The sequence below is a fragment of the Acinetobacter sp. GFQ9D191M genome, from assembly GCF_011174875.1.
In the GTDB taxonomy this organism is placed as follows: domain Bacteria; phylum Pseudomonadota; class Gammaproteobacteria; order Pseudomonadales; family Moraxellaceae; genus Acinetobacter.
The window spans coordinates 70,637-96,826 of sequence record NZ_JAALGV010000016.1 but is presented as its reverse complement, the minus strand read 5'-3'; the positions used below and the strand labels follow the sequence as shown (position 1 = coordinate 96,826).

General features: G+C 42.9%; 23 protein-coding genes. 16 read left to right on the top strand and 7 right to left on the bottom strand.

What is annotated here, in order from left to right:
* Positions 1-5: 5 nt before the first annotated feature.
* Positions 6-2,396, bottom strand: coding sequence for a penicillin-binding protein 1B (mrcB, locus tag G5T77_RS02900; protein WP_166136022.1), 2,391 nt, complete (start codon positions 2,394-2,396; stop codon positions 6-8).
* A gap of 191 nt (positions 2,397-2,587) precedes the next feature.
* On the opposite strand from mrcB, the gene G5T77_RS02895 reads away from it, so the two are divergent.
* Positions 2,588-3,526, top strand: coding sequence for an NAD(+) kinase (locus G5T77_RS02895; RefSeq protein WP_125279078.1), 939 nt, complete (start codon positions 2,588-2,590; stop codon positions 3,524-3,526).
* Between the two features lie 2 nt (positions 3,527-3,528).
* Positions 3,529-3,801 (top strand): DUF1315 family protein, encoded by a 273-nt coding sequence (locus G5T77_RS02890; protein WP_004784238.1) that lies wholly within the window; start codon positions 3,529-3,531, stop codon positions 3,799-3,801.
* A gap of 59 nt (positions 3,802-3,860) precedes the next feature.
* On the opposite strand, the gene G5T77_RS02885 is transcribed toward G5T77_RS02890, so the two are convergent.
* Positions 3,861-4,862 carry a glycosyl transferase family protein gene (locus G5T77_RS02885; protein WP_166136025.1) on the bottom strand — a complete coding sequence of 334 codons (1,002 nt, stop codon included), beginning with the start codon at positions 4,860-4,862 and terminating at the stop codon, positions 3,861-3,863.
* Positions 4,863-5,276: 414 nt separating this feature from the next.
* On the opposite strand from G5T77_RS02885, the gene G5T77_RS02880 reads away from it, so the two are divergent.
* Both G5T77_RS02880 and G5T77_RS02875 read left to right on the top strand, forming a co-directional pair.
* Positions 5,277-6,620, top strand: coding sequence for a dicarboxylate/amino acid:cation symporter (locus G5T77_RS02880; RefSeq protein WP_125279076.1), 1,344 nt, complete (start codon positions 5,277-5,279; stop codon positions 6,618-6,620).
* Between the two features lie 167 nt (positions 6,621-6,787).
* Positions 6,788-7,930 carry an acyl-CoA dehydrogenase family protein gene (locus tag G5T77_RS02875; RefSeq protein WP_166136028.1) on the top strand — a complete coding sequence of 381 codons (1,143 nt, stop codon included), beginning with the start codon at positions 6,788-6,790 and terminating at the stop codon, positions 7,928-7,930.
* Between the two features lie 82 nt (positions 7,931-8,012).
* Here the strand turns inward: G5T77_RS02875 and G5T77_RS02870 are convergent, their stop codons facing one another.
* On the bottom strand, positions 8,013-8,531 hold the full coding sequence (locus G5T77_RS02870; RefSeq protein ID WP_166136031.1) for a DJ-1/PfpI family protein: 519 nt from the start codon (positions 8,529-8,531) through the stop codon (positions 8,013-8,015).
* A gap of 487 nt (positions 8,532-9,018) precedes the next feature.
* On the opposite strand from G5T77_RS02870, the gene pheA reads away from it, so the two are divergent.
* The 5 genes from pheA (at position 9,019) to G5T77_RS02845 (ending at position 14,535) form a co-directional block, all read left to right on the top strand.
* Positions 9,019-10,128: a prephenate dehydratase gene (pheA, locus tag G5T77_RS02865; protein WP_166136034.1), complete on the top strand. Its 1,110-nt coding sequence runs from the start codon at positions 9,019-9,021 to the stop codon at positions 10,126-10,128.
* 66 nt (positions 10,129-10,194) lie between these two features.
* Entirely contained in the window at positions 10,195-11,286 is a 1,092-nt protein-coding gene (gene hisC, locus G5T77_RS02860; protein ID WP_125279072.1) for a histidinol-phosphate transaminase, read from the top strand.
* A 3-nt stretch (positions 11,287-11,289) separates the two neighbouring features.
* Positions 11,290-13,536, top strand: coding sequence for a bifunctional prephenate dehydrogenase/3-phosphoshikimate 1-carboxyvinyltransferase (locus G5T77_RS02855; protein WP_166136037.1), 2,247 nt, complete (start codon positions 11,290-11,292; stop codon positions 13,534-13,536).
* Positions 13,537-13,636: 100 nt separating this feature from the next.
* Positions 13,637-14,002: a hypothetical protein gene (locus tag G5T77_RS02850; protein WP_166136040.1), complete on the top strand. Its 366-nt coding sequence runs from the start codon at positions 13,637-13,639 to the stop codon at positions 14,000-14,002.
* Complete coding sequence (locus G5T77_RS02845; RefSeq protein WP_166136043.1) at positions 13,990-14,535, top strand: GNAT family N-acetyltransferase; 546 nt, start codon at positions 13,990-13,992, stop codon at positions 14,533-14,535. Before G5T77_RS02850 ends, G5T77_RS02845 begins: the two co-directional genes overlap by 13 nt.
* Positions 14,536-14,568: 33 nt before the next feature.
* Here G5T77_RS02845 and G5T77_RS02840 read toward each other — a convergent pair whose 3' ends face one another.
* The gene (locus tag G5T77_RS02840; protein ID WP_159123226.1) at positions 14,569-15,201 is read right to left on the bottom strand and encodes a hydrolase; all 633 of its coding nucleotides are present in this window, start codon (positions 15,199-15,201) and stop codon (positions 14,569-14,571) included.
* A 122-nt stretch (positions 15,202-15,323) separates the two neighbouring features.
* On the opposite strand from G5T77_RS02840, the gene yaaA reads away from it, so the two are divergent.
* From yaaA to rnhB, 7 genes are all read left to right on the top strand, one after another.
* Positions 15,324-16,106 (top strand): peroxide stress protein YaaA, encoded by a 783-nt coding sequence (gene yaaA / locus G5T77_RS02835; protein ID WP_166136046.1) that lies wholly within the window; start codon positions 15,324-15,326, stop codon positions 16,104-16,106.
* A 473-nt stretch (positions 16,107-16,579) separates the two neighbouring features.
* Positions 16,580-16,768 carry a hypothetical protein gene (locus G5T77_RS02830; RefSeq protein ID WP_004784216.1) on the top strand — a complete coding sequence of 63 codons (189 nt, stop codon included), beginning with the start codon at positions 16,580-16,582 and terminating at the stop codon, positions 16,766-16,768.
* Positions 16,769-17,209: 441 nt separating this feature from the next.
* Positions 17,210-18,532, top strand: coding sequence for an NCS2 family permease (locus G5T77_RS02825; RefSeq protein ID WP_004815389.1), 1,323 nt, complete (start codon positions 17,210-17,212; stop codon positions 18,530-18,532).
* Positions 18,533-18,609: 77 nt separating this feature from the next.
* The gene (locus G5T77_RS02820) at positions 18,610-19,611 is read left to right on the top strand and encodes an adenosine deaminase (RefSeq protein ID WP_166136049.1); all 1,002 of its coding nucleotides are present in this window, start codon (positions 18,610-18,612) and stop codon (positions 19,609-19,611) included.
* Between the two features lie 82 nt (positions 19,612-19,693).
* Positions 19,694-20,038, top strand: coding sequence for a hypothetical protein (locus tag G5T77_RS02815; protein ID WP_004815392.1), 345 nt, complete (start codon positions 19,694-19,696; stop codon positions 20,036-20,038).
* A 184-nt stretch (positions 20,039-20,222) separates the two neighbouring features.
* Entirely contained in the window at positions 20,223-20,603 is a 381-nt protein-coding gene (locus tag G5T77_RS02810; protein ID WP_159123230.1) for a hypothetical protein, read from the top strand.
* A gap of 57 nt (positions 20,604-20,660) precedes the next feature.
* Entirely contained in the window at positions 20,661-21,251 is a 591-nt protein-coding gene (rnhB, locus tag G5T77_RS02805; protein WP_166136052.1) for a ribonuclease HII, read from the top strand.
* A 79-nt stretch (positions 21,252-21,330) separates the two neighbouring features.
* On the opposite strand, the gene csrA is transcribed toward rnhB, so the two are convergent.
* The 3 genes from csrA to alaS all read right to left on the bottom strand — a co-directional run bounded on the left by csrA (position 21,331) and on the right by alaS (position 25,875).
* Positions 21,331-21,588 (bottom strand): carbon storage regulator CsrA, encoded by a 258-nt coding sequence (gene csrA / locus G5T77_RS02800; RefSeq protein WP_004784202.1) that lies wholly within the window; start codon positions 21,586-21,588, stop codon positions 21,331-21,333.
* 248 nt (positions 21,589-21,836) lie between these two features.
* Positions 21,837-23,117: an aspartate kinase gene (locus G5T77_RS02795; protein WP_166136055.1), complete on the bottom strand. Its 1,281-nt coding sequence runs from the start codon at positions 23,115-23,117 to the stop codon at positions 21,837-21,839.
* A gap of 64 nt (positions 23,118-23,181) precedes the next feature.
* Positions 23,182-25,875: an alanine--tRNA ligase gene (gene alaS / locus G5T77_RS02790; RefSeq protein WP_171521864.1), complete on the bottom strand. Its 2,694-nt coding sequence runs from the start codon at positions 25,873-25,875 to the stop codon at positions 23,182-23,184.
* Between the last annotated feature and the right edge of the window lie 315 nt (positions 25,876-26,190).

The window sequence follows — 26,190 nt, the reverse complement described above, 5'->3', positions numbered from 1 at the left end:
CTCAATTATTGGCTATAACTTCCACTCGCGATAATACGGGTTTGTTTAGCAACTTCGCGTTCTATTTCTGTTTCACTTTCTTGTATATAACGACTGAGATCATCATCTTCCTCATCTTCTGGTGAAGGTTCTGAATCAATCGTATAAGGTTCAGTGGCGTAATGCGAGATGCCACAAGCAGTTGCCTGATTAGGCAAGGCATGACGTGAAATCGGAATATACATGGCACCATCACAGCCTTGGGCAGTCAGTTTACCTGTATAACGGTCCAGCCAGTGCCATTCAATTTCATTAGGCTGAGCCAGATTCACCGGCTTCTGACGCAGCTGTTTCATGACATTGGTCCAGACCGGAAGTGCACCTGAAGAACCGGTTAATCCAGTGACTTTGTTGTCATCCAGACCTAACCAGACCACTGTCATATAGTTGCCAGAATAACCTGCAAACCATGAATCACGGGTATCGTTTGTCGTACCCGATTTACCCGCCAGATTCAGGTTGCGTGGCAAACTGTTATAGGCAGAACGACCAGTACCACTCGACATGACCTGTTGTAAACCATAATTCAGAGCATAGGCTGATGCTGGATCAATCGTCGGCTGAACACTTAAGCTGTAACGTTCAAGCGAGCGGCCATTAGCATCAACTACTGAACGAATCGATTTCACCGGATATTTAAAGCCACCTGTTGCGAAGTTACCGTAAATATTCATCACTTCCATCGGTGACATGTCTACTGCACCTAAATAAATAGATGGATAAGAAGGAATGTCAGAAGTCACACCGAATTTTTGCAGATGGTTAATAAAGGTCGACAGGCCAAATTCCTGTGCCAAACGTACCGCAGACAGGTTATAGGATTGTGACAGGGCAAGAGACATCGGTACTACACCATGTGCGCTACCACTATAGTTTTTCGGTGTCCAGGGTTTGCCATCACTTTGAATGGTGATCTGGCTGTCTTCAATTGGACTGGCCCAGTGATAGCGATTCGATTCTAGTGCTGTCAAATAAATCACCGGTTTGAGTAATGAACCCACCTGACGCTTGGCATCTAAAGCACGGTTAAAACCGGTAAAGTCCTGGGTAGAACCTACCGCTGCAACCAGTTCGCCATTTTCAGGGTGTGCGACCAGAACAGCGCCCTGCAAATCTTTTAGACGGCCTGGATTGGCTTTGCTTAAACGGGCTACACTTTCCTTAAAGCTGTCCTGAATTCGGGTTTGTGCCAATGGATCTAAGGTTGTGAAAATACGCAGACCCTGGTTGGTTAAATCAGTTTCCTGATATTCGGTACGCAACTGACGGCGAACGATATCCAGAAAATCCGGGAAGCGAGCAGGGCCTAAAGTTGGTTTGGAAATGACGTTCAGCGGACGGGCAGTTTCTGTTTCATACTGATCTTGGGTCAGATTACCCATTACCAGCATATTATTTAGAACCACATCACGACGTTTTTTCGCAAGTTCAGGATTACGCCATGGGTTATACAGGCTTGGACCTTGTACCAGACCGACTAAAAAGGCCTGTTGAGAAATATTCAGTTCACGTAACGGCAAGCCAAAATAAAATTGTGAAGCCAGACCATAACCATTTACGGAATAGTTGCCATTTTGGCCCAGATTCACTTCATTTAAATAGGCTTCCAGAATCTCATCTTTGCCATAATGCAATTCAATCAGCATTGCCATAAAGGCTTCATTCACCTTACGTTTTAAGGTGCGTTCTGGTGTTAAGTAGAAATTCTTGACCAGCTGCTGGGTGAGGGTTGAACCACCTTGACGTTTACCACCAGTAATATTACTTACCACTGCACGTGCAATCCCGCGTGGAGATACACCATGGTGATTGTAGAAATTACGGTCTTCAGTGGCAATTAATGCGTCAATTAACGGTTTAGGCACTTTATTGAGCTTAATCAGCACACGGTCTTCATTATGCTGCGGGTAAATACCACCAATCAATAAAGGTTCCAGACGGGCAATCCCGCTAGAAGAGGGTTTGGTCGCACTTACTTCAGCAATCTGATCGCCATCAAAGCTGACTTTCAATACCTGTTCAGGTTCAACGCGATCGCCAAAATCAAAGCCACGGGTATGCACATACATGGTATTGCCAGTGCTGACAAAGCTGCCCGATTTGGTATAGCTGTCTGAACCTTTATAACCCAGTAATTTTAATTCTTGTTGGAAATCCTGCTGGCTGACCGGGGCATTTACATACACTTCCATCGGGCGTGCGAAAACCTTGGCCGGAATATCCCAGCGTTGACCTTCAAATTTTTCACGCACAATATTATCTAATTTAATCAAATAGATACTAAATGCTACAAATGCAGAAATGACTAGAATGGAGAAGATTAAGGCAATGAACCCCATACCTCGTTCAGATTTCATAAATGACGATAAGACCCTGTGAAATTGTGCTAATCATGCGAAGCTTTTCATTATTTTGCAATATTTAATCAATTATTGAGATTAAAATTAAAATTAAACTTCACATTTTCTCCTTAATTTCAATCTATTTCAATTCAATCCTGCACAGCTTTGTCATGTTATAAATTGTCATCCTATTCAAGCTTAATGTTATGATAAGCAGGATTCGAAGCGGAGCGACGACACTGGTGCAAATTTCCCACAAGACATTTCGAAATATCGGGTTGATTGGACGCCCGGATAAATCTTCAGTGGTTGAAACCTTATGCCTGATCCACGATCATCTGCTCAATTTAGGTCTACATCCTGTTTTTGATGCAGATACAGCTGAACTGGTTCCTTATCAGAATACCCAAACAGTTAGCCGCGCCTTGTTGGGCGAAGTGGTTGATCTAGTCATTGTGGTAGGTGGGGATGGTTCACTGTTACATGCAGCGCGGGCATTGGTAAAATACAATACGCCAGTGATCGGGGTGAACCGTGGTCGTTTGGGCTTCCTGACCGATATCAAGCCAACTGAAGTCATCTTTAAACTGGATCAGGTATTAAAAGGTGATTTTCAGGCAGAACGCCGTTTCCTGCTGGAAATGGAAGTTCGCTCCAAAGGTGAAATCATCTATGATGCGATTGCCCTGAATGATGTGGTCTTGCACTCGGGCAAATCTGTACACATGATTGATTTCGAGCTGAATATTGATGGACAATATGTCTATCGTCAGCATAGTGATGGTCTGATTGTATCTACACCGACCGGTTCAACAGCCTATGCACTGTCCGGTGGTGGGCCGATTGTGCATCCAAGTATGGATGCAATTGTGCTGGTGCCGATGCATCCGCATACCTTGTCTTCACGTCCGATTGTGGTCGGAGGGCATAGTGAAATTAAACTGATGATTCGTGAAAATCGCGTACTGCCGATGGTGAGTGCGGATGGACAACACAGTGTGTCTTTGAATGTTGGCGATAGCGTCCATATTCGTAAGCATCCCTTTAAACTGAATCTTCTGCATCCGCCAGGTTATGACTTCTATAATGCATGTCGAACCAAACTGGGCTGGAATCAGGACTTCGACTATCTTAAGCAGGATTAAATATGAATATTGAACAAATGCTTGCCGTACTCAATCCTGAGATTGTAGAACGCTTAAGAACAGCCATTGAAATTGGCAAGTGGCCAAATGGTGTAGCACTGACTCAGGAGCAGCGTCAGACCTGTATGCAGGCTGTCTATGCCTGGGAAATGAAAAACCTGCCAGAAACCGAACGTAGCGGTTATATCGATCGTGGCACTAAAGAAGAAGGCGAACAATGTGATGATGATCATCACAAAAATGAGCCGGAATTTAAACCGATCCGTTTCGTTTAATCGAAACCGAAAAAAAGACCACAGATGTGGTCTTTTTTAATGTCTGTTTTTTGGTTTGATCAAACTGAAAGACGGCTATTCCAGAGTTCTCTGGCTTTTTGCATCGCCGCTTCATAGCTGTCATATTCGCCCATGGTATACAGTGCAATGCCCATAGTTTCAACCACTGCGATTTCCCCATATTCATGTGAGCGTTGACCTTCCCATACTTGCTTAAACACAGCTAGATCCAGCTCTTCTTCAATCGGACTACGGTTGTCAGTCAGTTTTGGTAATTCGTGCTCATAAAGTTCGCCATTCTTAATTCCACAGATTAAAGTTTTGGCATCCGGGTTACGTTCGAACTCACCACCTTCACCTTTAATGACTGCACTATTTTGATAGCCTAACTTGTAAGCGGACTGCTGATGTGAACTACGATAAGCAGGGTGGAAAATGGCTTGTAAAGTCGCTTTGGCATTAAATGGATTAATCAGGCGTGCCAGCGTATGAATCGGAGAGCGTAAGCCCATGACATTACGTAGCCCGATCAACTCAGCCAGAATTGGAGAGATCACCTCCAATGGCAGGTAAGCAAAATGTTTGTCTTTAAGCTGCTGTTCCACCTCAACATCATTTTGGCAGATCGGATAGCCTAAGTAGTTAAGTACCTGTTCGGTATAGACCCGATTCAAGGTATGACCTGAAGCACCATGCATCACGATATTATAGCCATGCTTAGCAAGGGTAAGCGCAGCCAGAATGAACCAAGGATAATGTTTGCGTTTACCTGCATAAGACGACCAGTCCAGATCAACATCAAGCGCCTTAAAATTCAGTTGGTCCCGGGTCGCTTGCACAAAGCCTGCGAGTTCATCAACGGATTCTTCCTTGACGCGTAATAGCATCAGAAAAGCGCCCAGTTGTACGTCCAGTACTTCATTTTTCAGGATCATGCTAAAAGCCTGATAGGCTTCTTCATAGCTTAAAGAACGTGCACCATTTTTTCCCTTGCCAATAATACGAATAAACTGGGCAAAAGGATGTTCGGCATCTTTATAAATATTTCGCTTTGTGGTCATGGGCATAGATCAATCATGTTCATCAAGTATTGGCATATTTTACGCTGATATTGGTATTTCACCTTCTTATTTTGCAGAATTATTAGAGTTTTATAAGACTATAGTCTAAGAGGTATTGTTTAGTATTTAGGCAAATTTAACATTTCGGGTTAAACAAAAGTCTAAAAAGCGGTTAAAATTTCACGCAATTCTTGTGTTTGCTTTATCTCCTGATCAATGCACTGACTTTTCTTAAAGATCGGTGTTCCTGTGATTGTTAAACGTACATACACATTCTAATTTCAGTATCAGATTAATTTCTTGATACATAGGCACTTTTTTGTTTCAGACAATGAAGTATTGGACGCTTGTTTTTTAAAAATAAGTGAAAACTGAATATTGCTTCTGGTTAGAAGTATATCGTGAACTAAGGTTATGGCTAAAAAACCAATTTATAAGTCGCTTTATTTTCAAGTGATTGTAGCCATTATTGCGGGTATCCTCGTCGGACATTTCTCGCCAAGTGGTACACAAATCATTAATGGTGCAGAACAATATGTTCCAGGTCTGGGCGAACAACTGAAGCCGCTGGGTGATGCATTTATCCGTTTAATTAAAATGATCATCGCACCTGTGATTTTCTGTACCGTGGTTAGCGGGATCGCAGGTATGGAGAGCATGAAATCAGTCGGTAAAACTGGTGGTGTCGCGCTACTTTACTTCGAAATCGTGTCAACGATGGCACTGATCATTGGTCTTCTGGTAATTAATATTGCCAAGCCAGGCGTTGGGATGAATGTTGATCCGGCATCGCTGGACACGGCCGGGATTTCTAAATATGTAGAGTCGGGTGCTTCTCAGTCTACCGTTGATTTCTTTATGAATATCATTCCAAATACGGTGGTTGGAGCATTTGCTGAAGGCGAAATCCTGCAAGTCCTTTTATTTGCGATCCTGTTCGGTTTTGCATTACACAAACTGGGTGCACAAGGTAAGCCAGTTCTCAAACTGGTAGATCAGATTTCACATGTGTTCTTTAACATCGTGAACATGATCATGAAACTTGCGCCTATTGGCGCATTTGGTGCGATGGCTTTCACGATCGGTAAATATGGGATCGGTTCTCTGGCGCAATTGGCCCAGTTGATCATCTGCTTCTATATCACCTGTTTGCTGTTTATCTTTATTGTGCTGGGTTCAATTGCGCGCTTTACTGGCTTTAGCATTATCAAGATGATTCGCCTGATTCGTGAAGAGCTGTTGATTGTACTCGGTACTTCATCATCTGAATCTGTATTGCCACGTATGTTGAAAAAACTTGAGCTTGCAGGTGCTGAAAAGTCAGTGGTAGGTCTGGTCATTCCAACCGGTTATTCATTTAACCTGGATGGTACTTCAATTTACCTGACAATGGCAGCAATCTTCATTGCACAGGCGACCAATACGCAACTTGATTTGTCTCACCAGATTACCTTGCTTCTCGTATTGCTCATTTCTTCTAAAGGTGCAGCGGGTGTAACTGGTTCAGGCTTTATCGTGATGGCAGCAACCTTAGCGGCTGTAGGTAATATTCCGGTTGCAGGTCTGGCCTTGATTCTCGGTATTGATCGCTTCATGTCTGAAGCCCGTGCCTTGACCAATCTGGTCGGTAACTCTTTGGCAACTCTGGTTGTAGCAAAATGGGTCGGTCAGTTAGATATGGACAAGCTGAACTATGCATTAGCAAATCCGGCTGAAATTGATGAAAAAATGGCGCAAGAAGGCAACAATGCTCATTAAGTTTGAGTTTGTCTTATAGGTCATAAAAAAGGAAGCTTCGGCTTCCTTTTTTATTTTTATCTGACTGTGAAGTTAGCAAAAAAATAAGTCAGGTACATGACAGCCTTTCTAAAAATAGTTAGCCTGTGCACAGGAAATAAAACGATAAACACGATAAGGATAAAAGAATGCTGGCTTACGATGCTGACCTGGAACTTTTCCGCGACAATTTCAAACGCTTTATGAATGAACATGTAGCGCCTTACTATGAAGAGTGGGAGCGTGAAGGCATGATGCCGCGTTCAGTCTGGAATGCCATGGGCGAAAATGGCTTTTTGTGTGTCGATGTCCCGGAAGAATATGGTGGCTACGGTGTTCCGACCCACTATTCCCTGATGTTAATCGAAGAGTCAGCTCGAGCAGGCTATAGCGCCATCTCAACTGGCCTGTCTTGTCACTCGGATATCGCAGCGCCGTATATCTTGCATATCGGTACAGAAGAGCAGAAAAAATACTGGCTACCGAAAATGGTGTCTGGTGAAGTGGTCGGTGCGATTGGCATGACTGAGCCGGGTGCAGGTTCTGATTTGCAAGCCATGCGAACCAATGCCATCTTGCAGGATGATCATTATCTGTTAAATGGTTCTAAAACTTTTATTTCCAATGGTCAGCATGCTGACCTAGTCGTATTAGCCGTGAAAACCGATCCACAAGCACGCGCCAAAGGTGTGTCTTTGATGCTGGTGGATACGCATCTGGAAGGCTTTAAAAAAGGCAAGAATCTGGACAAGATTGGTCTGCATTCACAGGATACTTCAGAGCTGTTCTTTGATAATGTCAAAGTACCGAAAGATCAGTTGCTGGGTCAGCCAGGTCAGGGCTTCGTCTATCTGATGCAGGAACTCCCACGTGAACGTACCGCTATTGCGGCAACCGCACTGGGGGCGATTCGTGGCTCGATTGATGTAACGACTCAATATGTCAAAGAGCGTCAGGCCTTTGGTCAGGCGATTGGCCAGTTCCAGAATACCCGTTTTGTACTGGCACAGGCCAAGATTGACGAGCTGGCAACAGCAGCTTTCTATAACCAGAATGTTGAGTTGTATATGCAAGGCAAGCTGGATGTTGAAACTGCAGCAGCGCTAAAGAGTTTCTCTACTGATATGCAGATGAAAGTTGCTGACAGTCTACTTCAGCTCTTTGGTGGTTATGGCTATATGACGGAATATCCGATTTCGCGTTTCTTTGTTGATGCTCGCATTCAACGGATCTATGGCGGTACCAATGAAATCATGAAAGAAATTGTTGCACGTGGTCTGCTTGGACGTTAAAAATCAACAGATAAAAAAAGAGTCCGAAATGGACTCTTTTTTTATAGAAAGAATATTCTTGAAATCTAGATATTTTATTATTTTAAGATTTTAGTACATCCAGACATTCATGAATAAAAATTGGCAAATCATTTGGCACTCGAGATGAAATCAGCTGATTATTGTCATTGACCAGTTCAACATCATAATACGTCGCACCCGCATGTTGTACCCGAGGTGCATGCGCACGGATACTGGTAATGATGCGGTTCTTTAAAACATCTGCTTCACTGAGTAATAAAGATGCGTCACAAAGACTGAAGATGGTCTTTTTGGCCTCATTAAAAGCCTGAATGAAATGTAAGACTCGCATATCGTTGGCGAGGGACACTGGCGATTCACCGCCCGGAATGAGTAGGGCATCAAAATCATCAATACTGATATGATCAATTCCCCGATCAATGATTACACTCGACTGGCCATGTAGTCCATGTACGACTTTTCCGGCATGCAATTCAATATTACAGACACTGTGCTCTGCAGCAAGTAAGGCTGCAACAGGTTCAGTATATTCAAGATCTTCAAAATTATTCGTTACAAGTACCGCTATTCTTTTTGGCATTATAGGCACCCCCAATATAGTTTTAAATTAGACTAGCGATTTAAGGTTTAAAAAACGTCTCTGCTTTGTAACCAAATAGTGATTTAGTGTAAAAAATCCAATTAAATCAAAGGAAAATGATCAAAAAAACAGTTTTCTATGTGCATTTTATTGTGAACTGTCACTCAGATTTTAAGTAGTTAAACTAGAGGAATCGAGATGGCTTTATTTTTATTTTCTTATGCTTAAAATCGTTATGTAGATTAAGAAATAGTGATATTTCATCTTGATAAAAATCAGTTAAGATGGGCGGGCAAAGTTTACAATTTGATAATGTAAAAGATGCGAAAATGCTGAAAGAAATGTTACCAGATATGACTAAATCGATGAACGGTTAAAATCAAATCCCTGTTTTTAAGAATTAATCTACTAAAGTTATATTGTGTAACATTTGCAGCGCACTAATTGTTATACTGCACAGATAAGGTTTATGAAGGGCGACATCACGATGATCAACGACGATCAAAACACAACGGCTTCTTTAGATTTGGCTAAAATTCGTGAAGATATCGATTCAGTTGATCAACAAATCCAGCAATTGATTAACCGTCGTGCACGTTTGGCTGAGGCTGTAGCAAAAGCGAAATTCGCATCTGAAGAAAATCCGCTGTTTTACCGTCCGGAACGTGAAGCACAGGTTTTGCGCAATGTTATGGAGCGCAATGAAGGACCATTGTCAGATACGACGATGGCACGTCTGTTCCGCGAGATCATGTCGGCTTGTTTGGCGCTTGAAGCACCGCAAAGTATTGCGTTCTTGGGACCTGTCGGTACCTACACACACTCAGCAGTATTGAAACATTTTGGTCATGATGCTGTGGTTCGTCCATTACCGACTATTGATGAAGTGTTCCGTGAAGTAGAAGCGGGCAGTGCACATTATGGTCTGGTGCCTGTTGAAAACTCCTCTGAAGGGGTAGTGAACCACACTTTAGACTGTTTCAAGACTTCGCATCTGAATGTGATTGGCGAAGTAGAATTACCTATTCATCACCAGTTCCTGATCTCTGAAAATACCCGTAAGGACAGTATTAAACAGATCTATGCACACCAGCAGACTCTGGCTCAATGCCGTCAATGGCTGGATGCCCATTATCCAGGTGTAGAACGTGTGGCACTCAGTTCAAATGCTGAAGCTGCGCGCCGTATTCAGAATGAATGGCATTCTGCTGCGATTGCTTCTGAAATTGCTGCGAATATCTATAATCTTGAGATTATGCACAGCAATATTGAGGACAATCCAGAGAACACAACACGCTTCCTGGTGATTGGTCGCGAGAAAGTGCCACAAAGCGGTAATGATAAAACTTCATTATTGGTGTCTGCGCATGACCGTGCCGGTGCATTGCTGGAAATTTTAGCTCCATTTGCCAAACACAACATTAGTCTAACCAGTATTGAAACTCGACCTGCACTTCCTGAAAAATGGGCTTATGTATTCTTTATCGATCTTGAAGGTCATATTGAGCAGGAAAATGTTAAAGCTGCGATCGAAGAAATTCGTCCGTTTGTGAAAGAAGTCCGCGTGCTTGGTTCATATCCTGCAGCTGTTTTATAAAAGCAGCCTTTCGTGGTTAGTGCGAGGGTGCTAACCACTGTTTCATCTGTAAATCGGAAGTATAAAATGTCGTTTGTCCCAGCCAATGAAGGCATCTCTAAATTAAAGCCATATCAACCAGGTAAACCGATCAGTGAACTTGAGCGTGAGTTGGGCATCACTGATATCGTGAAACTGGCTTCAAATGAAAACCCGCTGGGCTGTTCAGATAAAGTCAAAGAAGCAGTGGCTGCGGAACTGGCGGAAATTGGCCGTTATCCTGATGGTGGTGGCTTTATCCTGAAAGATCAGATCAAGACACAATTCGGTTTTGATCATAACCAGATTACTTTGGGTAATGGTTCAAACGACTTACTTGAAATATTTGCCCGCGCATTTGTTTCTGAAAAAGATTCTGTGGTGTATAGCCAGCACGCGTTTGCGGTATATGCACTGGTAACTCAAGCGATTAATGCCGAAGCAATTGAAGTGCCAGCAAAAGGTTTTTCGCATGACCTTGAAGCGATGGCGGCTGCGGTAAAAGACAACACCAAACTGATCTTTATTGCCAATCCGAACAACCCGACAGGCACCTGGTTCGAAGAAGCTGAATTTGAAGCATTTATGCAGAAAGTGCCTGCGAATGTGATCGTGGTACTGGACGAAGCTTATGTGGAATATTTCCCGGAAAACTTCAATAGCCTGAAATTCCTGAAACAGTATCCAAACCTGATCGTCAGCCGTACGCTGTCTAAGTGCTATGGTCTGGCTGCGCTGCGTGTTGGTTTTGCTTTGGCATCTGTTGAAGTGACTGATTACTTGAACCGTATCCGTCAGCCATTCAACGTCAACCATTTAGCGATGGTGGCTGCGGTTGCTGCACTGAAAGATGAAGCATTTATCGAGAAATCTCGTGAAGTGAACAAGGCGGGTATGGCTCAGCTAGAAGCGGGTTTCAAAGCTTTAGGCCTGAACTATGTACCTTCACGCGCGAATTTCATCTTGGTTGATGTACAGGCTGACCCAGCAGAAACATTTAACAAGTTGTTGAAAGAAGGGGTTATCGTACGTCCAGTGGGTATTCCAAATCACCTGCGTGTATCGATTGGTACTGAAGCTGAAAATGCCAAATTTCTTGCTGCATTAGGTAAAGTACTTGGCTTAGAGGCGAAAGCTTAAGTTATGTCGCAGCCACTGTTTGAAAAAGTTGCCTTTATCGGACTTGGACTGATTGGTTCAAGCCTGGCGCGTGTCATTAAGGCCGAGCATTTAGCCAATGACATCGTGGCATCGACCCGCTCACAAAAAACCTTGGAAGATGCCAAGGCACTTGGTCTGATTTCAGACGGCTATGCAGATCCTGTAGAAGCTGTTCAAGGGGCAGACCTGGTGGTGCTGGCTTTACCTGTTCGTGCAACGCAAAAGGTATTGGAAACCGTCAAGCCATATCTGGCTGAGGGTGCCATTATCACCGATGTGGGTAGTACCAAAGGTAATGTGGTAGAAGCAGCCAAAGCCGTATTTGGTGAAAATCTACCAGAAGGTTTTGTGCCGGGGCATCCAATTGCGGGTGCAGAACATACTGGTGTACATGCGGGTAAGGTGGATCTGTTCGCTAATCACAAGGTGATTTTGACACCGTTGCCAAGCAGCGGACAATGGGCGGTCGAGAAACTGATTCAACTGTGGCAGGCGGCAAAGGCGGAAGTAATTTGTATGGATGTGGAAAAGCACGATGAAGTGCTGGCACATACTAGTCATCTTCCGCACCTGATGGCCTTCAACTTGGTCGAACAACTGGCCAAGCGCGAAGACAATCTGGATATTTTTCGTTATGCTGCCGGTGGCTTCCGCGACTTCTCGCGTATTGCTGCCAGTGATCCACAAATGTGGCATGACATCTTTTTTGCCAATAAAAAGGCGATTCTCAATGCCGTGGACGGCTTTGAAGCTCAACTCGCGATTATCCGCAAGCTGATTGAAGATGAAGATTCACAAGCCTTAATGGGCTTATTAGGGCATGCGCAGGCTGCGCGTCAGCACTTCAATCATATGCTCGCCAAGAAACCTCTCATGGAGAAAAATAAAGTGACACAACAATTTACCATTCAACCAGGTGCCAAGACGTTCCAGGGTAAATTTACCGTGCCAGGTGACAAATCTGTGTCACACCGTTCCATCATGTTTGGTGCCATCGCTGAAGGCACAACGCATGTAACGGGTTTCCTTGAGGGTGAAGATGCGCTTGCGACGCTGCAAGCCTTCCGTGACATGGGCGTAAGTATTGAAGGTCCTAAGAATGGCGAAGTGACCATTCATGGCGTGGGTATGCATGGTCTGAAAGCACCAAAATCTGCGCTTTACATGGGCAACTCGGGTACTTCGATGCGTCTGCTGTCTGGCATACTGTCAGCACAGAAATTTGATTCTGTAATGACTGGCGATGCTTCACTATCTAAACGTCCAATGGAGCGTATTGCTAAACCATTACGTTTGATGGGTGCACAGATTCAAACTACGGGTGAACGTGGTACACCACCAGTATCGATTACCGGTAATCAAAACCTGAAAGGTATTCAATACGACTTGCCAATGGCATCGGCTCAGGTGAAGTCTGGGATTTTGCTAGCGGGTCTTTGGGCTGAGGGCGAAACTTTAGTGACTGAACCTGAACCCACCCGTGACCATACTGAACGTATGTTGCGTGCGTTTGGTTATGACGTAAAAACTGAAGCTAACCGTATTTCCCTGCAAGGTGGCGGCAAACTGGTGGGTACCAATATTCAAGTCCCATCGGATATTTCTTCTGCTGCTTTCTTTATGGTCGGTGCAGCGATTACTGAAAATGCTGACGTGACTTTGGAAGCGGTAGGCATTAACCCAACCCGTACTGGTGTCATCGAAATCCTGAAACAGATGGGAGCCGACATCGCTGTTGAAAATGAACGTATTGCGGGCGGTGAACCGATCGCGGATATTCGTATCCGTGGTACACGTACCTTAAAAGGCATTCATATGCCGGAAGACCAAGTGCCACTAGCAATTGATGAATTCCCGGCATTGTTTATCGCGGCAGCTTGTGCTGAAGGCCAAACGATTCTAACTGGTGCTGCTGAGCTGCGTGTCAAAGAATCGGATCGTATTCAGGTGATGGCTGATGGTTTGAAAACCATGGGTATTGATTGCACACCAACTGATGACGGCATCATCATCGAAGGTAAAGGTAAGACAGGCGACTGGTCACCAATCTTTACTGGCGGTGAAATTGAATCGCATCATGACCACCGTATTGCAATGAGCTTCTCGATTGCAGGTCTGCGTAACTCAGGTGAAATTAAGATTGTTGGGACTGAAACCGTCGCAACCAGCTTCCCAACATTCACTGAATTGACTTCTCAAGCCGGTCTGGCGATTGAAGTGACAGAATAATTCTAAAATTTACATGAAACAGCCAAGCTTTTGCTTGGCTGTTTTGTTTATATTGGCTTATGCTAAAACCATACAACAAAAAAGCCATTTGGATGTAGCAATGCGAAAATTAAAATTTATGGCCAATCCCCAGAGCCAGCAACAATTACAGGGTAGTCAGCAGACTCAGGAATATGTGGCACATCTGCTGACGGAAGAGCTCGGTAAATATGGCTTTAAGACTTTGGCGCAAAGTGGTGCACAAGTGGCCGTAAGTGTCGATGAACATGAGTTGCCATTATCAGTGAGCTGTGAGACACGAGACCAGGAAGGGCACCTGATTTGTGAAATTGCTTCTTATCCGGATGAAGAACAGGACTGGCTGGACCGGATTACAGAACAAAGTTTATTAAATCAGTTGGCACAAGCCGTTGAAGCATCATTGAAAGAACAAGAAAGTTTTAGTGAGTTTGAGTGGAAGAACTAGTTCAACAAATGCAAAGGGTTTTGCCCATACTACAAAGTGAACGTCTTGTTTTAGATTATTTTAAGCCATCTGATGCTGCGGAAGCCTATGCCTCGATTACCCCGAGTCTGACCCGTTTTATGGCATGGGATGCACCGGAATCTGAACAGGTATTTGCAACAGTCTGGCAAAACTGGCTAAACAATATGGCTGATCATAAAGAATATATCTTTGTGATCAGTCATATTGAAAGACATGAATTTATCGGACTATGTGGTTTACATCGACTGCATGATGAAATACCTGAAGTGGGTATCTGGATTCGTGAAAAGGCGCATGGTCATCATTATGGACATGAGGCAGTACGTTGCATTGTGGCCTATGCTTTCAATACATTAGGGATCAAAGCTTTGAGCTATCCGGTAGCCGAAGAAAACTGGGCTAGCCGAAAAATTGCAGAACGTGTAGATGGAAAAATTACCAACCACCTAGATAAACCTAAATATCGGGCTGTAATTTATGAAATTCATGCTAAAGATTTTATTTCTGAATAAAAAAACCTCATCATTCGATGAGGTTTTTTTTGATCAGCTTAATGCGAGGAAACGGCTCATCGCAATCCGAAGCTGTTTTAAATAACCGGTAAAGAAATGATTTGCGCCAGGCAGGATCGTGACCAGATGACGTTGAGGCTTGGCCCATTCAATCATGTCGGATAAAAGCGTGACATCATCCGCTTCACCATGGATAAATAAAATATCACCTTTGATCTGTGGAGTAACATAGTGACGTAGGCCAGCTACGGTTGCAGTCGGTAGACCACACAAAATCACTTTTGAAGGTTGCAGTTCAACGGGCAGGGCAGCATAACACTTGGCCATGACATGTGCGCCAAAACTGAAACCGCCTGCAAAGAAAGGCAGGCCAATATGTTGGCGACGCGCATATTTAATGACTTCAAGTATATCATCCGTTTCACCAAAGCCTTCATCATGCAGACCGGCACTTTGACCAGAACCACGGAAACTTGGACGATAGACAACACAACCACGCTCTAAAAACATTTGTGCCAGTAACACTGGAACCTTATGTTGTGGTGTGCCACCTTGTAATGGATGGGGATGACAAACAATCGCGAATCCTTTCACTTCACCCTGAGGATAATCCACAAAAACCTCAAGTTGGCCAGCAGGGCCTTGGAGGAAGATTGGTTCGGACATAGAAAACCGATAAATTGTAGGAGAATTTTCTATTTTAACGATTATGATAAATAAAAACATGAATTGGAATTAAAATAAGTCTACTGATATAGTTTGATTAATCATTTTTTAACCAGGTTGCTATGCTTGCTTTAATTTCACCAGCCAAGACTTTAGATTACGAAACACCTTTACCTACCGATCAATTTACTCAGGCAAGATTGCTGGAACATTCCCAGGAATTGATAGAAGTTGCCCGCAAGTTATCCGCAACTGAAATTGCCAGCTTAATGAGCGTCAGTGAAAAAATTGCCAATCTGAATGCGGAACGCTTTAGAGACTGGCAGCCAGATTTTGATTTTTCCAATGCTCGTCAGGCAATCTTTGCCTTTAAAGGGGACGTTTATACCGGTCTGGATGCTTACCAGTTAAAGCAGGATCAGATTCATTACGCACAGAACCATCTGCGTATGTTATCCGGCCTATATGGCTTATTGCGTCCGCTGGATCTGATGATGCCTTACCGTCTGGAAATGGGAACCAAGTTGACTAACCCACGTGGTGCTCATCTCTATGAGTTCTGGGGACAAACCATCACTGACCTGATCAATCATGATCTGGCAGCAGCAGAGTCTGAAATTCTGGTCAATATTGCCTCTGATGAATATTACAAGGCAGTGAAAGAAAGCAAAATTCAGGCTGAAATCATCAAGCCGGTATTTTTAGATCAGAAAAATGGCAAATATAAAGTCATCAGCTTCTATGCCAAGAAAGCTCGTGGTTTAATGGCGCGCTTTATCATTGAAAACAAGATCAAACGAACTGAAGACTTAAAAGCCTTTAATACCGATGGGTATTATTTTGATGCTGAAAGTTCATTAAAAGGTGAGTTGGTATTTAGACGTGATGAGCAGCTAGCTGCTTAAGGTAAAAGATTTACCCAAGGCTGAATGAAGAAATTTTCTTAAAAGTCTTGGGTGAATTTAAGTTTAGCAATATTGAATTGAATAAAAATTAAAAAAAAAGGGAAGGAACTTCCAAAATATCATTTATTTAGAAGAATTTTTAACAGGAAATGGATAAATTTTTTAGAAGAAAAGCTAAATAAAATAATGAAAGCTATAGGGAGCTTTAAAAGATATTTTTCACTCGATAAATTTATATAGTAAAGACAAATTTCTAAAAAAATAAAAAATAGAATCAATCAATTAATTTCTTTTAATATTCAAAAAATGACTAAAAAATAAAAAAATATGGCTCAGAAAATTATGATTAATTGAGTAAGAAGTATAAAAAAATGAAGAATATAAAAACTCTAAATAATTGAAAAAAATGCATTTTATCGGGTTATTTGTAAACTATGTCACAATTTTATTGTTATTTTGTTAGCATAATTTCAATGCTGTTACATAACTCAACTACAAAAATGAAAATTTATACAATTCCTATTTTTGTGCTGATGGTGGGTTTACTCGGTTATTGTGTTCACCAACAGGCCGAAACAAGAAAACATGAAGAGCTTCATCAGATTCTGAAAGAAGTACAACATTCAACTAAATTGCTGAATGCAAATCGGCCCCGACCTTAATAGATTTGTACTAAGCTCTTTGATTAGGGAAACAGGTAAAAAGATAAAAATAAAATTATAATAAATAAAAGAAAATTTAATAATAGTAGAACTAGATTATATTAATTTTTAATAAAATATAAATTCTAAGAAGCAATCAGAAATCAATGTGTTATAATTTGCAAAAGATAAAGTTAGATCAAATTTACTTAAATTAAGTATTTGATTCTAATGATGAAAAAAGCTGCATAGGGGTTATGCAGCTTTTTTGTTTAGATTGTTTTTTGAGTTTTTCTAGCGCAGTTTTCTTACTGTTCGCTATTGAAACATTTTGACCCGCTAAATGGCGAAGCTGGCATATTCGTTGCTAACAGATCCTTAAAATTCATGAAGTTTTCTATAAAATTTCCTGGATTCGGCGGCATGCTTAAAGCATAAAGTTTACTCAATAGGGGCTAGGTCATGACGACTCCTAATCCATCTTCAGAAAATATGCTGGAACGTCTGTTCAAACTGAGTGAAAACAAAACCAGTTTCCGTACAGAAGTTCTGGCAGGTGTAACCACGTTCCTGACAATGTGTTACATCATTATTGTTAATCCGATGATTTTATCCGAAACCGGGATGGATCATGGGGCTGTCTTTGTAGCCACCTGTCTTGCAGCCGCAATTGGCTGTCTGGTGATGGGGCTAATTGCCAATTATCCAATCGCACTTGCACCGGGTATGGGCCTGAATGCCTTCTTTACCTACTCAGTCTGTCTGGGAATGGGTGTGCCTTGGCAAACTGCATTAGGTGCAGTATTTGTATCTGGTCTGGTCTTCATTGCCATCAGTATGTTCAAAATACGTGAGGCGATTGTCAATGCCATTCCAATGTCACTCAAACTGGCGATTGGCGGTGGTATTGGCCTGTTCCTGGCCCTGGTTGCACTGAAAAATGCTGGCATCATTGTTGATAATCAAGCGACCTTGGTGGGTCTGGGTGATTTGAAACAGCCAACTGTTATGCTTGCGCTACTTGGCTTCCTGTTAGTGGTGGTAATGCATCACTTCAAAGTCCGTGGTGCGATCATTATCAGTATTTTGGTAATCACTGCGATTTCTACTGCTTTAGGTTATAACCAGTTCCAGGGTGTAGTGGGTCAAATTCCTTCACTCGCACCAACCTTCCTGCAAATGGACTTTCAAGGTCTGTTTACAGCCAGCCTGATCGGTGTGATCTTCGTATTCTTCTTGGTCGATCTGTTTGACTCTACTGGTACGCTAGTAGGTGTTTCACATCGTGCAGGTTTGTTAAAAGATGGTAAATTGCCGCGTCTGAAAAAAGCATTATTTGCCGATTCTTCTGCGATTGTTGCTGGGGCGGCGTTAGGTACTTCTTCAACTACTCCTTATATTGAATCATCAGCCGGTGTTGCAGCAGGTGGTCGTACTGGTCTGACTGCCGTCGTAGTTGGCTTGCTGTTCATTGCCTGCCTGTTCCTGGCTCCATTGGCTCAATCTGTACCAGGTTTTGCTACTGCTCCAGCATTGCTATTTGTCGGTGTATTGATGATTCAGGGTATTGTCCATATTGAATGGGATGATATTACTGAAGCGGTTCCGGCGTTCCTGACCATTGTATTCATGCCATTTACGTACTCAATTGCAGATGGTATCGCAATGGGTTTTATCAGCTATGCGCTGATTAAACTGTTGACAGGTAAAGCGAAAACTGTTCCATACATGGTATGGATCATCGCAGTACTGTGGGCATTGAAGTTCTGGATGTTTGGCGGCTAATTTTTGTCGAATATCAAAAGGGTGTAAACTCAGTTTGCACCCTTTTTTATTTTTCTCAGGTTTAATCAGGAGTAGCGATGAACCGTCTTGAATTGATTCAGGCCTTGCCAAAGGCTGAGCTGCATGTGCATATCGAAGGTACCTTTGAACCTGAGTTAATGTTTGCAATTGCACAGCGTAATGAAATTAGCATTCCTTATAAATCGGTTGAGGAAGTAAAGCAGGCTTATAATTTCCATAATCTGCAATCTTTCCTAGATATCTACTACGCGGGCGCCAATGTTCTGATTCATGAACAGGACTTTTATGATCTGGCCTGGGCGTATTTTGAAAAATGCGCAGATGACAATGTCGTGCATACTGAAATGTTCTTTGATCCGCAAACCCACACCGATCGTGGCATTGCTTTTGAAACCGTGATCAATGGCTTGCAGAGAGCCTGTGATGATGCGAAAGCTAAATTAGGCATTACTTCACATCTGATCATGTGTTTCCTACGTCATCTTAGTGAAGAAGCAGCATTTGAGACATTAGAGCAAGCACTGCCTTATAAAGATCAAATCATTGGAGTAGGGCTGGATTCAAGTGAAGTCGGGCATCCACCGTCTAAGTTTGAACGTGTTTTCGCCAAAGCGCGTGAAGCCGGTTTTCTGGTGGTTGCACATGCGGGTGAAGAAGGTCCGGCAGAATATGTCTGGGAAGCTTTGGATTTATTAAAAGTAAACCGTATTGATCATGGGGTACGTTCTGAGGAAGATCTAGAATTGATGCAGCGTTTGATTGCAGAGAAGATGCCGCTTACAGTATGTCCACTTTCAAACCTGAAACTGTGTGTGGTAGATGATATGCAGCAGCATAATATCCGTCGCCTGTTGCAGCACGGCGTGCATGTCACAGTGAATTCAGATGATCCATCGTATTTCGGTGGTTATATGAATGACAATTTCATTGCCATTGCTGAAGCTTTGGACCTAAGCAATGATGAGCTAAAACAGCTGGCGATCAATTCTTTTGAAGCTTCATTTATTTCTGATGCTGAAAAACAGAAATGGATCAGCCTGATTCAGGCACTCGTTTAAAATATCATTCCAGTAAATTTGTTAGCCCAAAGAGGGTGGAGTTCGCTCTGCCTTTTTATTTAATCTGATCTGTGAACCAAAGATGAAATTAAAATTCCTGTGGCCTGTTCTGGCTGTTAGCTTAATCAATCCTGCTTGTGCAGATACCTCAATGACTCAGAAAGCCCTGAAACCTCTGATTGAATATCAGTGTGGCCAAGAGCTGAAAGATTCCAAAGTCTGGAAAATGGGTACTTATTTCATGGCTGAAGCCAATAAACAGCATTTACAGCAAAAAGTATGTGGCTGTGTAGGTGAGCATGCCTTGGAAGGTGTTCCGGCTAAAACCCTGTTAAAAGCAACCGTTGATGAAGAAACTAAAAAAGAGCTGACCCGTAAAGCAATTGCCAATAGCTTAAAAGGCTGTATGGGCGAGTTTATCAATTAAGGATTTTTGGGGGCTGGCTTATTCAGGCCTTACCCTTAAATGAGTAGTGAGTCTTCTTTCCTGTGATGGCTGTGAATCTGGCTGTGCGCAGATTAGACATCATGGCGCATTTTTAGATTTCTTATTGCGATAAACTTCGGCACAATAGCTGCATATTTTAAAAGTTGAAAAAAGGATAAAATCCGTGAAAAAATTATTGGCTGTTGTTGCTCCATTAGCACTTGTTCTTTCTGCCTGCGTAGCACCCCAAGGTACAGGCACCCCAACTCAAGCAAGTACAGGTCAGCAACTCGGTTCTGCAGCCATTAAAATTGCCATCAATGCAAAATGTGTTACTGAACTAAATAATATTCCGGCTTGGCAAACTGCAACACGTTTAATGACAGAAACACAAAAACAGAATATCCAGTCTGAAATTTGTGGTTGCGTGAGTGAAAAAGCACCACAAAACGTGACTGCGGTAGATTTGGCGACTGCAGCAATTGACCCAGCAGCACGTGCAACTATTGTAGGCAATGTCGTTGCAAATACTATTAACGCTTGCGTGGCTGAAGCGGTAAACTAAGTCAAAATCAAATTTGAATAGGCTGACTGGTTCAGCCTATTTTTTATGGGAAATAAAATGAACATTGCTGGTGTAGATGAAGCAGGGCGTGGGCCATTAGTAGGGTCGGTAGTCGCTGCAGCTGTGATATTGGATCCGAACAACCCGATTCGGGGCTTAAATGATTCCAAGAAGCTAAGCGAGAAGAAGCGAGAAAAACTTTTTATTGAGATTCAGGAAAAAGCACTGGCTTGGGCCATCGCTGAAGCCTCTGCGGCAGAAATCGACGAGCATAATATTTTCCAGGCCTCTTTGCTGGCAATGCGCCGCGCTGTGGAAGCATTAAGCATTCAGCCGGAACATGTACTGGTCGATGGCAACAAGATTCCTCAGGGTCTTGCGATGAGCTGTGATGCGGTTGTAGGTGGGGATGCTCTGCATCCTGAAATCTCGGCAGCCAGTATTCTGGCAAAAGTGACCCGGGATCGCCAGATGGTAGAGATGGATCAGAGGTATCCACAATTTGGCTTTGCCAAGCATAAGGGTTATCCGACCAAAGCACATTTTGAAGCGATTGCCTTACACGGGGTGATTGATGAGCACCGTCGTAGTTTCGGACCGGTGAAAAAAGTGCTGGCAGCGTTGCTTGATCAGCAGCAGGCAGGATAAAGTCTGATTATTTTGCTATGCAGTTGAAAATTAGACAAATTAAAAGCGGCTTAAAAGCCGCTTTTATATTCATACAAAATTAACGGTTAAAGTTATTTTGTGTCTGGTTATCATCTTCATAAGAAGAAGGCTGATAATCCTGGTCAATATGCTGAAGATGTTCATGCATTGCACGTTCATGCTGGATACGCTGGTAAATCTCTTCACGGTGTACAGAGACTTCTTTCGGAGCATTTACCCCAATACGAACCTGGTTGCCTTTTACGCCAAGTACAGTCACGCTGACTTGGTCTCCGATCATTAAAGTTTCCCCGACGCGTCGAGTCAAAATCAGCATGTTTCTCTCCTTGCAAAATGCAAAACCTGCAATCTATTGAATGTAATAAAAAAACACAACCTAAAATTATATAATTAAAGTTTGAATAGAAAGTCCTGTCCATGAAATGAAGAGGTTAACTATCCAGGCTGTTGAAAATCCTTAGGCTTAATATAACAGAGCCACTATAAAAAAAACTATAGTGGCCCTGCATTTTTGTAGAGATTTAATGAAATACTGTCAGACAATGACGGTATTTTGTAGTTCTCTTAAGCGCGTGCGCTAGATTCACCATGTTCACGGTCTAAACCAAACGCAGTGTGAAGTGAGCGAACTGCAAGCTCAAGATAATTCTCTTCGATAATTACTGAAATCTTGATTTCAGAAGTAGAAATCATCAGGATGTTGATGCCTTCATCAGCAAGGGCAGTGAACATTTTGCTCGCTACACCAGCGTGAGAACGCATACCTACACCTACGATAGACACTTTTACGATGTCATCACGAGTTGCAACTTCACGTGCGCCAATCGCTTGAGCAGTTTCTTCAAGGATTTTTTTGGCTTTAGCGAGTTCACCGCGGTTTACAGTAAACGTGAAATCAGTTGTACCATCTTCTTCAACGTTCTGGATAATCATATCCACTTCGATATTGGCATCACCAATTGGTTTAAGAATTTTAGATGCAATACCTGGCTCATCTGGAACACCCAGAATAGTCAGTTTAGCTTCGTCGCGGTTGAACGCGATACCAGAGATAATTGGCTGTTCCATGTTGTCTTCCAGTTCAGTAGTAATAAGAGTTCCGACGTTGTTTTTGAAGTCTTCGTCAAATGCGCCATCATTGTCATTATCGAAGCTTGAGAGTACCCGTAAAGGCACTTGGTACTTGCCTGCAAATTCTACAGAGCGAATTTGAAGAACTTTAGAACCTAAAGATGCCATTTCCAGCATTTCTTCGAAAGAGATACGGTCTACTTTTTTCGCTTTAGGAGCAACACGAGGGTCAGTCGTATATACGCCATCAACGTCTGTGTAAATCTGACATTCATCCGCTTTTAGCGCTGCAGCAAGGGCAACACCTGAAGTATCAGAACCACCACGACCTAAAGTTGTGGTATTGCCATTAGCATCAAAGCCTTGGAAACCTGCAACCACAATCACGCGGCCTGCGTCCAGGTTTTCAGTCAATACATCGGTATCAATAGATTCGATACGTGCTTTGGTGAATGCACTGTCAGTTTTAATACCAACCTGGCGACCAGTTAAAGATTTAGCTTCAACGCCAATTGAATTCAGCGCCATAGCTAACATGGAAATCGTTACCTGTTCACCCGTAGAAACCATTTGGTCAAGTTCACGTGGGTCAGGGGTTTCGGTAATGGCTTTCGCGAGAGCAAGCAAGCGGTTGGTTTCACCACTCATAGCAGATACGACTACAACCATCTTGTGGCCATGGTCATGCCAGCGCTTCACACGACGAGCAACATTGAGAATGCGCTCGGGAGTACCCATTGAGGTACCGCCATATTTTTGAACGATTAATGCCATAGTTGTTCCATATAAACCATGACCCTGATTTTCCGATCAGGGTCAGTTACACAAAATGAAGTTTTTATTTTGCTTCAAGCCAAGCTGCTAAATCAGCCATCACTGGAGCAAACTTCTCGTTAAGTGGCGCGCCACCTTGTGCCAAGTCAGGTTTACCACCACCTTTACCACCTAGCTCAGTTGCCAAGTGTTTGATGATGTCACCCGCTTTAATAGAAGCAGTAAAGTCTTTAGCTACAGATGCAATCAAGCTAACCTTGTCACCCTCTACACCTGCAAGAACAATGACTGCATTTTCTAATTTTGATTTCACACCATCGTGCAGGTTACGTAGTGCTTTCGCATCCATACCCTGAACAGTCGTGATTAATGTTTTACGACCAGCAAGCTCTTGAACCTGGCTTAAAAGTTCACCGGCTTGTAGGCTTGCCAATTTTTGATTCAGCTGTTCAATCTGTTTTTGCAATTGATGCGCAGTGTCCACCACAGCTTCAACTTTTTCGACTGTTTGATGGTTCTGTGCTTTTAACAAACCATTGATATATTGAACATCACGATCGACTTTCTGTACGGCTTCAACCGCTTTAGTACCGGTTACGGCTTCAATACGACGTACACCTGCTGCGACACCACCTTCAGAAGTGATTTTGAACAGACCGATGTCACCTGTAAGTTTCACGTGAATACCGCCACACAGCTCGATAGAGAAGTTTTTTTCGTCAATCACTGAACCCATAGACAATACGCGAACTTCTTCACCGTATTTCTCACCGAACAGCATCATCGCACCTTTGGCTTTCGCAGATTCGATGTCGAGCAGTTCAGTGGTAACAGGCGTGTTGGCAATCACTTCGGCATTTACCAGACGTTCAATTTCTTGCAGTTGCTCAAACGTTACAGGCTGATCGTTGGCAAAGTCGAAACGTAATACGTCAGACGCAACCAATGAACCTTTTTGTTGTACGTGTGAACCCAGGATTTGACGTAGGGCAGCGTGTAGCAAGTGAGTTGCAGAGTGGTTACGTGCAGTTGCGGCACGAATGTCGGCTTTAACCGTTGCTTCCACGTTTTGAGTAACTTTCAAGTTACCCATAGTCACGATACCTTGGTGAACGAATGCACCACCAGATTTTTTGGTATCTTGAACTTCGAAAATACCGGTATCGTTTTTGAAGAGTCCTGTATCACCGATTTGACCACCGCTTTCTGCATAGAAAGGAGTCTGGTTAAGAACGATTAATGCGTCGTCGCCTTCAACCACTTCGTCAACCTGTTCGCCATCTTTGTAGATTGCGATGATTTGACCTTGACCTGCGGTCGCGTCATAACCTTCAAACTGAGTTTCGCCTTCAACTTTAACAACGCTGTTATAGTCGATTGCGAATTTACCGGCATCACGTGCGCGTTGACGTTGTGCAGCCATTTCTTTTTCAAAGCCAGCTTCGTCAATCGTTAAATCACGTTCACGTGCGATATCTGCTGTAAGGTCAGTTGGGAAGCCGTAAGTATCATAAAGTTTGAATACGATTTCACCTGGAATCACAGAACCTTTCAGGTTTGCCAATTCGCCTTCAAGCAATTTCAGACCTTGCTCAAGTGTTTTCGCGAATTGTTCTTCTTCTTTCAGCAATGCAGCTTCGATACGTGTTTTGTTTGCTTCAAGCTCTGGATAAGCAGCACCCATTACATCAATTAAAGGCTGAAGCATTTTGTGGAAGAATGAACCAGTCGCACCCAGTTTGTTACCGTGACGAACTGCACGGCGGATGATACGACGCAGTACATAACCACGACCTTCATTCGAAGGGTTCACACCATCCGCAATCAGGAAGCAGCATGAACGTGCATGGTCAGCCACAACTTTAAGTGAAGCAGGGTATTCAACCGGTTTGTTTTCAGCTTGTGCTTTCGCTTCAATATCTGAAGTATCTAGACCGATAATTTCAGCAGCAGCTTTTAACAGGTTTTGGAACAGGTCGATTTCATAGTTAGAGTTGACATGTTGCAGAACCGCAGAAATACGCTCAAGGCCCATACCGGTATCAACAGAAGGTGCTGGAAGAGGGTGCAGGACGCCATCCGCAGTACGGTTGAACTGCATGAATACGTTGTTCCAGATTTCGATGAAACGGTCGCCATCTTCTTCAGGTGTACCAGGCAGGCCACCCCAAATGTGCTCACCGTGATCATAGAAGATTTCAGAACATGGACCACAAGGACCAGTATCGCCCATTGCCCAGAAATTGTCTGATGCGTATTTTTCGCCTTTGTTATCACCAATGCGGATAATACGGCTGGCATCTAGACCAACTTCTTTATTCCAGATATCAAACGCTTCGTCATCAGTGTGATACACAGTTACGTACAATTTGTCTTTAGGCAGTGCCAGCCATTTGTCGCCGGTCAGAAATTCCCAAGCAAATTTAATCGCATCACGTTTGAAGTAATCACCAAACGAGAAGTTACCCAGCATTTCAAAGAATGTGTGGTGACGAGCTGTGTAGCCAACGTTATCTAAGTCGTTGTGTTTACCACCTGCACGTACACATTTTTGTGAAGATGTTGCACGAACGTAGTCACGTTTTTCCAGACCCAGGAAGCAGTCTTTAAACTGGTTCATACCAGCATTGGTAAACAATAATGTTGGGTCGTTGGCAGGAACCAGAGAACTCGACGCGACACGTGTATGCCCTTGCGATTCAAAGTAGCTTAAAAAAGCTTCGCGAATTTCAGCTGATGTCATAAAACGAGTACTCACAACCAAGTCACTCCATAATTTCCGATTTGGCTAAAAACATCACAGTCTGACAAGAAGGTTGGTTCTCTGCTGCAATGCGGGGCTTAAATATTTAAAAACGCCAAATTATAACGGAAAATGCCTGTTCAACCAATGATTTTCATATTTATAGATCATAAAACTATAAGGAATGAATATTAGAAAAATCAGAAAAATGCCCTGCAAAATCAAAAGCTATTGTCATTACAGCAATTTATCTTCATTCTCGCTGATAGAAAGACTGGATTGCTTCAAGTAAAGCATGAATTTTTCGATGAAATATTGGACATTCTGTGT

Coding starts and splice junctions, on each gene's coding strand:
- mrcB (WP_166136022.1), bottom strand. CDS start 2,396: ATGAAATCTGAACGAGGTATGGGGTTCATTGCCTTAATCTTCTCCATT.
- G5T77_RS02895 (WP_125279078.1), top strand. CDS start 2,588: ATGATAAGCAGGATTCGAAGCGGAGCGACGACACTGGTGCAAATTTCC.
- G5T77_RS02890 (WP_004784238.1), top strand. CDS start 3,529: ATGAATATTGAACAAATGCTTGCCGTACTCAATCCTGAGATTGTAGAA.
- G5T77_RS02885 (WP_166136025.1), bottom strand. CDS start 4,862: ATGACCACAAAGCGAAATATTTATAAAGATGCCGAACATCCTTTTGCC.
- G5T77_RS02880 (WP_125279076.1), top strand. CDS start 5,277: ATGGCTAAAAAACCAATTTATAAGTCGCTTTATTTTCAAGTGATTGTA.
- G5T77_RS02875 (WP_166136028.1), top strand. CDS start 6,788: ATGCTGGCTTACGATGCTGACCTGGAACTTTTCCGCGACAATTTCAAA.
- G5T77_RS02870 (WP_166136031.1), bottom strand. CDS start 8,531: ATGCCAAAAAGAATAGCGGTACTTGTAACGAATAATTTTGAAGATCTT.
- pheA (WP_166136034.1), top strand. CDS start 9,019: ATGATCAACGACGATCAAAACACAACGGCTTCTTTAGATTTGGCTAAA.
- hisC (WP_125279072.1), top strand. CDS start 10,195: ATGTCGTTTGTCCCAGCCAATGAAGGCATCTCTAAATTAAAGCCATAT.
- G5T77_RS02855 (WP_166136037.1), top strand. CDS start 11,290: ATGTCGCAGCCACTGTTTGAAAAAGTTGCCTTTATCGGACTTGGACTG.
- G5T77_RS02850 (WP_166136040.1), top strand. CDS start 13,637: ATGCGAAAATTAAAATTTATGGCCAATCCCCAGAGCCAGCAACAATTA.
- G5T77_RS02840 (WP_159123226.1), bottom strand. CDS start 15,201: ATGTCCGAACCAATCTTCCTCCAAGGCCCTGCTGGCCAACTTGAGGTT.
- yaaA (WP_166136046.1), top strand. CDS start 15,324: ATGCTTGCTTTAATTTCACCAGCCAAGACTTTAGATTACGAAACACCT.
- G5T77_RS02830 (WP_004784216.1), top strand. CDS start 16,580: ATGCTGTTACATAACTCAACTACAAAAATGAAAATTTATACAATTCCT.
- G5T77_RS02825 (WP_004815389.1), top strand. CDS start 17,210: ATGACGACTCCTAATCCATCTTCAGAAAATATGCTGGAACGTCTGTTC.
- G5T77_RS02820 (WP_166136049.1), top strand. CDS start 18,610: ATGAACCGTCTTGAATTGATTCAGGCCTTGCCAAAGGCTGAGCTGCAT.
- G5T77_RS02815 (WP_004815392.1), top strand. CDS start 19,694: ATGAAATTAAAATTCCTGTGGCCTGTTCTGGCTGTTAGCTTAATCAAT.
- rnhB (WP_166136052.1), top strand. CDS start 20,661: ATGAACATTGCTGGTGTAGATGAAGCAGGGCGTGGGCCATTAGTAGGG.
- csrA (WP_004784202.1), bottom strand. CDS start 21,588: ATGCTGATTTTGACTCGACGCGTCGGGGAAACTTTAATGATCGGAGAC.
- G5T77_RS02795 (WP_166136055.1), bottom strand. CDS start 23,117: ATGGCATTAATCGTTCAAAAATATGGCGGTACCTCAATGGGTACTCCC.